We start from the raw sequence: 12,037 nt of genomic DNA, 5'->3' as shown, positions 1-12,037 counted from the left end.
AAATGATTGAGCTCTTTGTAAGATTATTTTTCTTTTGAGAGCAAAACAATTCTTGTGCCAAATTTTGGCTTTTTTTAGCTTGGTGTTCAATTTTTTTTCTACAATAAAATTTAGTTTTTATATAAACTGAAATTAATAACAATGTCGTCTTTCACTTTAATCAAGCCGGCCATTTTTACTGGTGGTTCCAACTCAATATCAGAGAACTTTAAACTAAGCGTTCCTTGAATTTTATCATCAGTATTATATAGTATAAAATCTTTGTATTTGAGTGTTTTGTCGGTTATGAAGAAGTTGAGTCTGCATTTGTAATTCTTTCCCATTGGCTTTATGTCGCTTATAGAAACTGTGCTGTTTGGGAATTGTTTGACTTTTACCGTTCCTTGCAAATCTTTGGTCATTACCTTATTCCCACAATCAAAGTTTGACATTTTGATGTCGGTATTAAAGGTGTTTTTTTTAACTGAGTTTACATAAACAGTATCCTTTATAGCGAAGGTATTGGAGCAATTATATTTACCGACTGTAGATAGTCCTGTGATTTCTATTTTAATTTTATTAATTGCCACAGCGCTATCTTCTGCGAAAAAAGTGGGTTTAGCACTTCCTAGTAAAAAGAACATTGCTAAACCCATTATTAATATTTGAAATCTCGTTTTCATTTTTTTTATATTAGAACGCAATGGTTGCTTCGAATACTATACCTTCAAACTTACCGCCATAAAAGTTGTTTACATTTCCAGTAGCAGGATCTCCTACAAATTGTGAATAATCTTTATATTTTTGATTCACATAGTTTAATTTAGCCAAAATGTTTTTCGTCATAAACCAACCAGCACTTGCTTCAAATTTATCTACAGTAACCTTTTTAGCGTCAGCATTAGATAATTTTCCAGAGACTGTATTGTATTTTCCTCCGATATAGAATTGTTCAGTTCCTCCAAATCTGTAAATAAGCTCTGAAGCATATTGATTAGCAGTACGTTTGTCGTCAGTACCCGCTTTATCTCCTCCTGAAGCTAATTCGATTGTTCCGAAGAATTCAAGTCCTTTATATTTCACAAAAGGGTTAATCATGTATGTAGTAGCCCAGTTTTTGAAATTAGGGTTGAACGTTGCTTCTGGAGTAGATGTTTTACTGAAACTAGTAGGAACATCTGTAGTAGTTGTAGAAGTAACGTTACCATCAGCGTCGGTCTTAGTAATCGTATTTTTATAAGAGTTGTTATTTAATATACCCCAATAACCAAATCCTGATCTATTGGCAGAATATATGTTTGCGTTTCCAAGATTTGCATTATGGTAAAGAGAACCAGTTAATCTTATTCTTAAGTCTTCTTTAAGCTGTTTGTCATAACCTAATTTAGCTAAGATTGAAGGACTGTGTGTTGTATTGGTGTTTGGACCATTAGTATAAAAAACTTCTTCATTACTTTGATTTAAATTACCATTTGTAATACCTAACATGCTTACCAACCCGCTTCGGTTGTAGTAAACCTCCATACCCATTTCTGTAGTGAAAGAATACATGATGTTGTTTCCAACAAATGCATTTCTAATGGTATTACCATTATCAGACCCTCTAAAGTGAGCATCACCAAAATTGTTCTCCATTTGTCCAATTTTAATGGTAGCATATTTCATTACATCAGCCAAGAAGTCTTTTTTGATGAAGTCTAACTTGTCAATTTGTAAGTATCCACCTTTTACGTAAGAATCATTGTGGTGTCTTGAAGCTAAATAAACATCTAAATTTACTCGTACTCCGTCAAACAATTGTGCACCAATATACATATCAGCTGCTGGAAGAGTAAAATTGTTTTCAGTATTCATTAAACGATATCCAGTAATTGTTCTAGTAGTAGTCCCAGTTGCTGTAGTGGTCGTAGTCGTAGAACTAGCAGGCTGGTTGTTGAATGAATTTGTTGCTTGGAAATCCATGTTGAAAGCACCGCCAAGGTCAATGCTAAGGCCTTTAAATTCTCTATTGTCTTTTTGTACGTCAAAAACGTTAATACCGTCTTTCCCTCTAGATATTTGGTTTTGCATATTCCCAAAGCTTACTTGTGCATTTACAGCGAACGTACTTATTACTGTAATAAATAGGATATAAATCTTCTTCATGGCGGTTATAAATTAAAGTTTAAATTAAATTTTATAGTCAGGTCTTGTCCTGTTTTGATTGTTCCAAGCATTGCTGTTGGCGATTTCATTCCGAAGTCTGTAAAAGTGATTTTGTTGCTTCCCTGAAGATTTAATCCATTTGCAGTAACAGTTGTTTTTACAGAAGTTTTGTAAACTTTGCTAACTCCAGCAATGGTGTAAGTACCAGTGAGTTCCCAAGTAGTTTCGTTTACTTTTTCAGCAGACTTTAAAACATATTTTATTTGCTTGTTTTTATCTGTTTTTAGCGTTTCGTATGCCACTTTATCCATACTTTTTTTCTCACTTTTTACGCTTTCTGCCAATAGAGTAACGGTTAGAGCGTCTATGTCAGTTAGCTTTCCGCTAGCAATGTTTAGAGTTGCTGTTCCAGTTCCAGACGCCGATTTCATCTCCCAGTCGTGAAGTGTAGATGTACCAGCTACAGAAAAAGTTGATTTACTATCTAAGGCATATGATTTTTGTGCTGTCGCAAATGAGGTGATTCCGAAAATTGCAATAACAAGGGCGAATAATTTCATTTTATGGGTTTTCATTTTAATTATGGATTTTGATTAAAAAAAATAGATAAACTCGGCCAATTCTATCTCTAAGTGTTTATTGTTTGTTTTTAACTTGTATCAAAGATCTACTTAAAAACCAGCTTGGTACATGATAAAAATCATTGTTAAAATTTTATTAAATTGGTATTTAATAACTACAACGTTTTCATTTTCTGCATAATCGATTACTAAAGCAAAAAAGAGTATTGATTTTTATTAAATTGTCATTTTTTAACATTTTGCTAAAAAATCAAAATCTTAAAAAGAGAGACATTTTTAACATTAAGTCGATTTGATTTAGCTTAAAATAATATTGAAGATTACAGTTAAATCTTTTCCTGCTTTAACAACTCCAAGAGCTGCTTTAGGAGGTGTCATTTCAAAATCTCCAAAAGTAATTTGGTTAGAACCCTGCAGAATAATATTTCCTTTACTAGTGGTTACTTTTACTTGGGTTTTGTATTCTTTGCTTACTCCTGCAATCGTGTAAACTCCTGTTAAGTTCCAAGTGTTATCATCTATCTTTTCAGCAGATTTTAAAACGTATTCAATATTCTTGTGTGTTTCGGTATCCAAAGCTTCGTAAGCTACTTTGTCCATACTCGCTTTATAGCTTTTTAAGCTTTCGGCCAATATTGAAATTCTTAAACTATTTATTGTAGCAAGTTTAGAATCCTTAACTATTAAGTTAGCCATTCCAGTTCCTTCTGTAGATTTCATTACCCAGTCGTGTACTGTAGAGGTTCCTGCTACTTCAAAAGTTGAGTTTGCAGCTACACTATAATTTTTTTGAGCATTTGCCTGTAATGCTATTGTTGTAAAAATTACGGTCAGTAAAAATGATTGAATTGTTTTCATGTTGATAAAGTATAGGTTAATCATTTAAATGAGGACGTTTTAAAATTCAGTTAGTGGATGCAGAATTAAAAACTATCCTTATTTCTTAGACCAAAATTATCGCGCGCGCGAAGAAAACGAAATGATAAAAATCATGGCTAAAGTTTTATTAAATTGTTATAGTAAAGGAGGGAATGGCCTATTAACACTAAGATTTTATCTTTAAAGGAAATAAAACAAGATATAAGTAATTGCTTATTAGTTTATTGTGTTGTTTTGATCGAAAACATCTCGTACTGTTTTTTCAGCCCATTTTTTTGGAAAGAAATCAATAAAAAAAGCGGGAAAGTGCTTTAAGTTTTAGAAAATACTGGAAATAAACTAACTTTGCAGCATGCAAATGGAGAAAAAAGACATACGAGCCTTATCAAAAGAACAGCTTCGCGATTTTTTTGTTGAAAATGGAGATAAAGCTTTCCGCGGAAATCAGGTTTACGAATGGTTATGGAGCAAAGGAGCCCACAGTTTTGAAGACATGACAAATGTAGCCAAAGCTACAAGGTCTATGCTTGAAAATAGCTTTGTTATCAATCATATTAAGGTTGATACAATGCAAAGAAGTAGTGACGGAACAGTAAAAAATGCTGTTAGGCTTCATGACGGACTTGTAGTAGAGTCTGTTTTAATTCCTACAGAAACGAGAACTACTGCTTGTGTTTCTAGTCAAGTGGGTTGTAGTTTAGATTGTAATTTCTGTGCAACAGCACGATTAAAAAGAATGCGAAATCTAGAACCTGGAGAAATTTACGATCAAGTTCTAGCTATTGATAGAGAGAGCCGTTTGTATTACAATCATCCGCTTTCTAATATTGTTTTCATGGGAATGGGAGAACCTTTAATGAATTATAATAATGTCATTAAAGCAATAGACATGATTACTTCAGAAGAAGGTTTAGGAATGTCTCCAAAACGAATTATGGTTTCGACTTCAGGAATTCCGAAGATGATAAAAAAAATGGCCGATGATGATGTAAAGTTTAAGCTGGCAGTTTCTCTGCACTCCGCTATAGATGAAACTCGTGCTCGCATTATGCCTTTCAGTAAAAACTTCCCTTTAAAAGATTTACGAGAAGCTTTAGAATATTGGTATAGAAAAACCAAAAGCAAAATTTCGTACGAATATGTAGTTTGGAAAGGAATTAACGATGATAAAGCTTCGGTTGATGCGTTGGTTAAATTCTGTAAATATGTGCCTTGTAAAGTCAATTTGATCGAATACAATCCGATTGATGATGGCGAATTCCAGCAAGCTTCAGAAGAATCGATTATGGCTTACATAAAAGCGTTAGAAAATATTGGAGTAGTGGTAAAAGTGAGAAGAAGCCGAGGTAAAGATATCGATGCAGCCTGCGGACAATTAGCAAACAAAGAAGCATAAAAAATACTCCGTAGGAGTATATGGTCGGTACAAAAAAAATATTGACAATGATGAATATGTCCCATCGGGACATTTGATTGGTCAATTAAAAAGCATTAAAAACAAGAATTATTTTTCGTTTTTAATGCTTTTTTCTTGGACAAAAAGGATGCTTATTTTTTCAAATCTACTTCTTCAGTAACGCCGTCTTTTGTTACTTTTACAAGCGTATCGCATTCTCCGCTACCATAATCAATAGTTGCTGTAGCGCCATTTTTAGTTATAGAAGCGATTCCTTTTACAGCAATCGATTTTCTGCAAGACGCATTAAACTCTAGAGGAGTTGTAATTTCTGCCGAAAAAGTATCTCCGTTCGGGAAAGTTGTAGAACCGCTTCCGGTAACCACAAACACATTATCATCCCAATCAAACCATGTATCATAGCCAGAAGTCATTTCTTTTGTTAGCGTTCCTTTTCTAGTATACACTTTTCCATCATCAAACGTAATGGTTAAATCTATAGAAGCTGTAGAAACAGGATGTGCTGTCACCAATAAATTGGTCTCTTTAATAGTTCTCACAATACTTTTGCTTCCTTGAATTTTTTTACCATTATGATAAAATCCATCAAAAGTGTAGCTAATGGTTTGGGTAGAAGAAGTAAAATCGTTTGAAAAAGAAACAACCATTTTACCTTTTACTGTATTTCCGTTATTAAGAGTGCAGCCTTCCACGCCAAAATCTACTGTTTTTGTCCAAGTGCTATTGGTTAAAACTGTAGTGATTGTAGCACAGCTAGGAAGATATTTTTTTATAGGTCCGTTTGGTTTTGCATTTATATTCAATTGAGAGCTAAACTGATCTTCAGCAATATCCGTAACATCCTCAACAGAAGCATCGATTTTAGCATTGGTTACAATCTCCTCGTTGGTAATCGCAGCTCCCGATCCGTCATTTGTTTTTTCATCAGAATTACAGCTGATGAAAAAAGACATAGTAATAAAAGTACTAATTAATAAAAGTTTTGTTTTCATAAAAAAAATGGTTTTAGGTTCTTTTTTTAACTTAATGAATTCAAATCAGTATTAGTTAGAGCTATTTTTGGCGTTTTTTTTCAGGTTAAAACATAAAATATTTAAATCCTAACCTAAAATAAACAACGTATTTTTATTTAAAATAGTATATTTGGAATCTAAATGAATATTACGTCTCAAATAAAGCAGCCTATTTTTACCGAGATGGAACTTTTCGAGAAAAAGTTCCATGAATCGATGACTTCAAAGGTTGCGTTGCTAAATCGAATCACTTATTATATCGTAAACCGCAAGGGAAAACAAATGCGTCCGATGTTTGTTTTTCTTACTGCAAAAATGGTTTCTGGAGGTACTGTAAACGAAAGAACCTATCGCGGAGCTTCGGTAATAGAACTTATTCACACGGCAACTTTGGTACACGATGATGTGGTAGATGATAGTAATCGCCGTCGCGGATTTTTCTCAATCAATGCGCTTTGGAAAAATAAAATTGCCGTTTTGGTTGGAGATTATTTATTGTCTAAAGGTTTATTGCTTTCTATAGATAATGGCGATTTCGATTTATTGAGAATTATTTCTGTAGCCGTTCGCGAAATGAGCGAAGGAGAATTACTTCAAATAGAAAAGGCAAGAAGACTTGATATCACGGAAGATGTTTACTACGAAATCATCAGAAAAAAAACCGCAACGCTTATTGCTGCTTGTTGTGCGCTTGGCGCGAAAGCCGTAATCGAAGATGATGCTCAGGTAGAAAACATGCGCAAATTCGGTGAATTGATCGGAATGGCATTTCAAATCAAAGACGATTTATTTGATTACAGCGAAGAAGCCATCGGAAAACCAACCGGAATAGATATTAAAGAGCAAAAAATGACTTTGCCTTTAATTCACGTTTTAAATACTTGTACTCCACAAGAAAAAAAGTGGCTGATAAACTCCATCAAAAACCACAACAAAGACAAAAAACGCGTAAAAGAAGTTATTGCCTTTGTAAAAAATAATAATGGTTTGGCTTACGCCGAAAATAAAATGGTCGAATTTCAGCAAGAAGCACTTGCATTACTTCAAAACTTCGAAGATTCAGAATACAAAGACGCTTTGACTTTGATGGTCAACTACGTTATTGAGAGAAAGAAATAATCTTTTTAAATTAGATAATCAGAAAATTTGTCAATTAGATAATTGATTTACTTTGTTGTAAATCAGTTATGTATTGTTATATGTTGGAATTTAAAAATTTGATTTTTTTTTAACTCCATGCAACCATTTCAAATCGACAATCGTCTATGCTAATAGAAGTCTGTTTCTAAAACCAAAACCGAAAAGCTTATTAATGAAAATTATCCAGTTACATCAAGAAGAAACCAAAATCATAAAGCTGGCTGCCGAGAACAATCGTCAGGCACAGCAGCAGATTTATAGCAAGTTTTCTTCTAAAATGTTAAGTGTGTGTCGTCAATATATAAAAGACATTCAATTGGCAGAAGATGTAATGATAACGGCTTTCATGAAAGTTTTTACCAATTTAAGCAAGTTTGAACACAAAGGAAGTTTTGAAGGCTGGATCCGCCGAATTATGGTTAACGAATGCATTTCGTATTTAAGAGTTCAGAAAAAGGTAAAATTTGCCGAAGATGAATTTTTTGTAGAAGAAAGCTTTAATGAAATAGATAGCCAATTTACCGTAGAACAGATTCAGTATTTAATTGATGCTTTGCCCAACGGCTATAAAATGGTTTTCAATTTATATGCAATTGAAGGTTACAAACACAATGAAATTGCCAAGATGTTAGGAATTAATGAAGGAACATCGAAATCGCAATTATCGCACGCTAGAAAAATGCTGCAAACACAAATTACTATTTTAAAAAAACAAGATAATGGAACCGAATAATTTTGAAAAGGATTTCCGTGAAAAACTAAATCAACGCGAAATTGAACCAAGCAACAAAGCCTGGGATCGATTGGATGCGATGTTGAGTGTGGCAGAAGAGAAAAAACCAGAAAAAAAATCAAAAAGAAAATGGTTGTATATCGCAGCAAGTTTCATCGGGTTTTTATTGGTTGGAATGCTGTTTTTCAATCAAAATAAAAATGCAGCTAAAACGCCAGAAACGGTAATTGTTGAAAAAGAAAAAGAAACTGAAACCGAGAAAGAATCACTAACAGAACCTATTTTAAATACTGCTGATTCAGTGAAAACGGAAACTGCAATTGCCGAAAAAACTTCGGAAGAAACAGTAAACAAAAACAAAAAAAACAATCCCAAAGTTTCGGGACAAATTTCAAATAAAATCACTCAAAATAAATCAAATCAAATAGCGGAGTCTTCAATCATCAAAAACAATCAAGAAAAACAATTAACAAACAATCAAACCGTAATTCCAGAGAATCCTAAAAAAGAAAATGTTGATCAATTATTGCAAACAGCAGAAAATAAAGTTCTGGCAGAAAGTGGCGTTAAAAAAGCAAAAGTAAAAATCAATGCCAACGATTTATTGAATCAAGTCGACGGCGAATTAGAGCTTTCATTTAGAGAAAAAGTAATTACTAAAGTAAACAAAAACCTTCAGGAAGTAAAAGTCGCTTTGTCTAATAGAAATCAACAAGAGTGAGAATTAAGAGCATAGAATAAAGAAGATAGATTGTATTCCAGAAGGAACGATCCGTATTGTAGCGCAGGGTTTTAATCCGCTGGAGATGGAATAAAAGAATCAACATTTACAATTTATATTAACAATTAATCATCATCAATCAATCATTTAAAAACCAATCAATCATGAGAAATTTTACCATTTACCTTATACTTTTCTTCTTTTTAGTAGTAAGTAAAGTAGTAGGGCAGGAAACCTTTGAAGCAAAAGCAAAAGCAATTGCCAATAAAATCGAGAAAATTACAAAAGAAGAAAAAGAAGCTTTAAAAGAAGAAGTTGAAGCAGTAAATGTTCAGTTATCTGAAGGAAAAATTACTCAGGAACAGGCTGAAAAACGTAAAAAAGAATTGGCAGAGGTAAGAGCTGTAATTATGGAGGAAAAAATTACTATGGCTCAAAATGAACTAAACGATTTAGTTCAGAAAAAAGTAGATGGGAAAATAAAAGAAGATTCTGCAAAAATCTACATGATTCGCTGGAAGTCATATAGCCATCATAAAGATTCTATTCGTAGCGAAAAAAGAACTACGTCTCAATTTGTATTTGCGATGGGTTTAAATAATATGCTGGCAGATGGAAAGCTTCAGGATTCAAATTATAAATTTATGGGATCGCATTTTTACGAATGGGGTTTAACCTATAATTCAAGATTAATGAAAAATGACAATCTGCTTCATGCAAAATATGGACTTTCGTTAATGTATAATAATATACGTCCAACAAGTAACAGAAGTTTTGTCGTAGATGGAGAACAGACCAATCTAGTAGAAAACCAAGTGCATTTGACCGAATCTCGTTTCAGAAATGTGTATTTGGTAGCGCCAGTGCATTTAGAATTTGATTTTACGAGACCAATAGAACGTGACGGGAAAACGTATTTTAAAACTCATAAAAGTTTCCGTTTTGGTATTGGGGGTTATGCAGGAATCAACGTAAAATCAAAACAGATATTAAAATTTGAAGAAGAAGATTTAAAATATAAAACCACAATAAAAGGCGATTACAATGTAAATAATTTCATTTATGGTTTGAGCTCCTATATCGGATATAGAGAATTGAGTTTGTATTGTAAGTATGATTTAAATCCATTATTTCAAAATAATCTAGTAAAAGAGAATAATATATCGTTAGGACTTCGCGTAGATTTAAACTAAAAGTATTGGTCGTTTAGTTAGTGGAAAAAGCATCTCAACAGAGATGCTTTTTTTGATTTAAAAATGATTAGAATTCCAACAAGATTTACGTATTTTTGCAAGCTCTCAACTTCTAAAATTTAATACACTTTGATTTCACAAACCACCATTGATTCTGTTTTTGAAACTGCTCGAGTAGAGGAGGTTATTGGCGATTTTGTGAATTTGAAGCGTGCAGGAAGTAATTTTAAAGGGCTGAGTCCGTTCTCAGACGAGCGCTCTCCTTCGTTCATGGTTTCTCCGGCAAAAGGAATCTGGAAAGATTTTAGTACCGGAAAAGGCGGAAACTCTGTTAAATTTTTAATGGAACATTCACAATTTACTTATCCAGAAGCCATTCGCTATTTAGCTAAAAAATACAATATCGAAATTGAAGAAACGGAGCAGACTGAAGCAGAAAAAGCCAATACAGATCTTCGTGAAAGTATGTATTTGGTTTCTGAATTTGCTGCTAAGTATTTTCAGGATGTTTTGGTTAATTCTGAAGAAGGAAAAGCAATTGGTTTATCGTATTTTAAAGAAAGAGGATTTACGAATGAAACCATTAAAAAATTCAATTTAGGATATTCTCCAGAAACTTGGGATGCTTTGACGAAAGAAGCCTTAGGGAAAGGATATAAATTAGAATTTCTAGAAAGTACAGGTTTGACAATTCCGAGAGAAGATCGACCATTTGACCGATTTAAAGGGCGTGTAATGTTCCCGATTCAAAGTATGTCGGGTCGTGTTTTAGGTTTTGGAGGGCGTATTTTAACGAATGATAAAAAAGCGGCAAAATACCTCAATTCGCCTGAAAGTGATATTTACCATAAAAGTAAGGTTCTTTACGGAATTTATCATGCCAAACAATCTATAGCCAAACAAAATAACTGTTATTTGGTTGAAGGTTATACCGATGTTATTCAGTTTAGCCAAGCAGGAATAGAAAATGTTGTGGCATCTTCGGGAACTGCATTAACGCCAGATCAGATTCGTTTGATCAATCGTCTAACTAGAAATATCACCGTTCTTTTTGATGGAGATGCGGCTGGTTTACGAGCGGCCATTCGAGGAATTGATTTGATTTTGGAAGAAGGTATGAATGTTCGTGTTTGTTCTTTTCCTCAGGGAGAAGATCCGGACAGTTTTGCGCGTAAAAATTCTCATGACGATTTAGTTGCGTATCTAGAAAACAACAGTAAAGATTTTATACAATTTAAGGCTTCGATTTTAATGGGCGAAGCTAAGAATGACCCCATAAAAAAGGCAGATCTAATTCGCGATATGGTTACGAGTATTTCTAAAATTCCAGACCGTATTCAGCGTGAAGTTTATATTCAGGAATGTGCTCGAATCATGGATATTTCGGAGCAGGTTTTGACGAGTACTTTGGCGCAGCTGATTCAGAAAGATATAGCAGACGCTAATAAAAAGCAGAAACAGGAACAAAGGCCTTTTGAGGTAGTCAGAAATCAGCCTCCGCAAGCAGGTTCATTTTCAGGAGGAGACCCAGAAGATCCAAGAACTGGCCCGCCCGAAGGTTACGATTATCCGGGAGATCCAGGATATTTTCCGCAAGAACAAAATCAAAAAGTAGATATTTTATATGGTTTCGAAAGAAAAGTCATTGAGATTTTACTATTGTACGGAAGTGTAGTAGAAAATTTTGAAGATGTTTTTTTGAGGGCAGATGAAGAAGGAAATGTAAAAGAAGTTTCAGAAAAAAGACAATATAAGGTATTCGAAAAAATATATCTAAGTCTTCAAGAAGATGAGGTGCAGTTGTCTAATATTTTGTTTCAGAATATTTACACGAACATCATTGATTTTTATAATCAGAATGAAACATTTAGTTTAGATAAATATTTGATGCATTTAGAACCTGATTTTGCTCAGGAAGTAACCAATATTTTGATGGAAGATGAACGATTAACCATTCATAATTGGGAAGGGCAGAATATTTACCCAAAACATAAAAGTGAAACCATTGAGCAGAATGTTTCAGATACGATATTTTCTATGAGATGGTATTTGGTATCTGGAATTATTGCAGAATTAAAGAATTCTCTTTTAACCGATCCGCAGGAAGATAATTCAGAAGTTTTGAGTATGGTGATCGATTATTCTAAATTGCTGAATAACTTTTCGAAAAAATTAGGGCGAGTAGTAGTGCCTTATCACTAAAAGAAAAAACTCTATCTAATTTGATAATTCAAAA

General features: G+C 33.4%; 11 protein-coding genes. 6 read left to right on the top strand and 5 right to left on the bottom strand.

The genetic code is table 11. The annotated features are described in order from the left end of the window. Nucleotides 1-110: 110 nt before the first annotated feature. From NCC77_RS01245 to NCC77_RS01230, 4 genes are all read right to left on the bottom strand, one after another. Nucleotides 111-662 (bottom strand): hypothetical protein, encoded by a 552-nt coding sequence (locus tag NCC77_RS01245; RefSeq protein ID WP_250834023.1) that lies wholly within the window; start codon nt 660-662, stop codon nt 111-113. 10 nt (nt 663-672) lie between these two features. Next, nucleotides 673-2,124, bottom strand: coding sequence for a hypothetical protein (locus NCC77_RS01240; RefSeq protein WP_250834022.1), 1,452 nt, complete (start codon nt 2,122-2,124; stop codon nt 673-675). 5 nt (nt 2,125-2,129) lie between these two features. Further along, complete coding sequence (locus tag NCC77_RS01235) at nt 2,130-2,699, bottom strand: YceI family protein (protein ID WP_250834021.1); 570 nt, start codon at nt 2,697-2,699, stop codon at nt 2,130-2,132. 303 nt (nt 2,700-3,002) lie between these two features. Beyond that, nucleotides 3,003-3,563, bottom strand: a complete 561-nt coding sequence (locus NCC77_RS01230) for a YceI family protein (RefSeq protein WP_095928569.1) — start codon at nt 3,561-3,563, stop codon at nt 3,003-3,005. A gap of 373 nt (nt 3,564-3,936) precedes the next feature. Here NCC77_RS01230 and rlmN point away from each other — a divergent pair, with 373 nt between their 5' ends. Beyond that, nucleotides 3,937-4,980 (top strand): dual-specificity RNA methyltransferase RlmN, encoded by a 1,044-nt coding sequence (gene rlmN / locus NCC77_RS01225; protein WP_095928570.1) that lies wholly within the window; start codon nt 3,937-3,939, stop codon nt 4,978-4,980. A gap of 152 nt (nt 4,981-5,132) precedes the next feature. On the opposite strand, the gene NCC77_RS01220 is transcribed toward rlmN, so the two are convergent. Further along, complete coding sequence (locus tag NCC77_RS01220) at nt 5,133-5,993, bottom strand: hypothetical protein (protein WP_250834020.1); 861 nt, start codon at nt 5,991-5,993, stop codon at nt 5,133-5,135. A gap of 162 nt (nt 5,994-6,155) precedes the next feature. Between NCC77_RS01220 and NCC77_RS01215 the strand changes: the two genes are divergently transcribed. From NCC77_RS01215 to dnaG, 5 genes are all read left to right on the top strand, one after another. Further along, nucleotides 6,156-7,133, top strand: a complete 978-nt coding sequence (locus NCC77_RS01215; protein ID WP_250834019.1) for a polyprenyl synthetase family protein — start codon at nt 6,156-6,158, stop codon at nt 7,131-7,133. Nucleotides 7,134-7,326: 193 nt separating this feature from the next. Further along, a complete protein-coding gene (locus tag NCC77_RS01210; protein WP_250834018.1) occupies nt 7,327-7,887 on the top strand; it encodes an RNA polymerase sigma factor in 561 nt (186 codons plus the stop codon). Further along, nucleotides 7,874-8,608: a hypothetical protein gene (locus NCC77_RS01205; protein ID WP_250834017.1), complete on the top strand. Its 735-nt coding sequence runs from the start codon at nt 7,874-7,876 to the stop codon at nt 8,606-8,608. The genes NCC77_RS01210 and NCC77_RS01205 overlap by 14 nt, the downstream gene beginning before the upstream one ends. Before the next feature lie 164 nt (nt 8,609-8,772). Beyond that, on the top strand, nt 8,773-9,801 hold the full coding sequence (locus NCC77_RS01200; RefSeq protein ID WP_250834016.1) for a hypothetical protein: 1,029 nt from the start codon (nt 8,773-8,775) through the stop codon (nt 9,799-9,801). 129 nt (nt 9,802-9,930) lie between these two features. Continuing rightward, nucleotides 9,931-12,003, top strand: a complete 2,073-nt coding sequence (gene dnaG / locus NCC77_RS01195; protein WP_250834015.1) for a DNA primase — start codon at nt 9,931-9,933, stop codon at nt 12,001-12,003. Nucleotides 12,004-12,037 lie beyond the last annotated feature (34 nt).

Source organism: Flavobacterium tyrosinilyticum (assembly GCF_023656565.1).
GTDB classification, from domain to species: Bacteria; Bacteroidota; Bacteroidia; order Flavobacteriales; family Flavobacteriaceae; genus Flavobacterium; species Flavobacterium tyrosinilyticum.
Note: the sequence above shows the minus strand (reverse complement) of the source record. Positions and strands in the feature narration are given on the sequence as shown.

Excerpts from the sequence above, each read along its gene's own strand:
- NCC77_RS01240 (WP_250834022.1), bottom strand. The coding sequence starts at position 2,124 with ATGAAGAAGATTTATATCCTATTTATTACAGTAATAAGTACGTTCGCT.
- NCC77_RS01230 (WP_095928569.1), bottom strand. The coding sequence starts at position 3,563 with ATGAAAACAATTCAATCATTTTTACTGACCGTAATTTTTACAACAATA.
- NCC77_RS01220 (WP_250834020.1), bottom strand. The coding sequence starts at position 5,993 with ATGAAAACAAAACTTTTATTAATTAGTACTTTTATTACTATGTCTTTT.
- NCC77_RS01210 (WP_250834018.1), top strand. The coding sequence starts at position 7,327 with ATGAAAATTATCCAGTTACATCAAGAAGAAACCAAAATCATAAAGCTG.
- NCC77_RS01200 (WP_250834016.1), top strand. The coding sequence starts at position 8,773 with ATGAGAAATTTTACCATTTACCTTATACTTTTCTTCTTTTTAGTAGTA.
- NCC77_RS01245 (WP_250834023.1), bottom strand. The coding sequence starts at position 662 with ATGAAAACGAGATTTCAAATATTAATAATGGGTTTAGCAATGTTCTTT.
- rlmN (WP_095928570.1), top strand. The coding sequence starts at position 3,937 with ATGCAAATGGAGAAAAAAGACATACGAGCCTTATCAAAAGAACAGCTT.
- NCC77_RS01205 (WP_250834017.1), top strand. The coding sequence starts at position 7,874 with ATGGAACCGAATAATTTTGAAAAGGATTTCCGTGAAAAACTAAATCAA.
- NCC77_RS01235 (WP_250834021.1), bottom strand. The coding sequence starts at position 2,699 with ATGAAAACCCATAAAATGAAATTATTCGCCCTTGTTATTGCAATTTTC.
- NCC77_RS01215 (WP_250834019.1), top strand. The coding sequence starts at position 6,156 with ATGAATATTACGTCTCAAATAAAGCAGCCTATTTTTACCGAGATGGAA.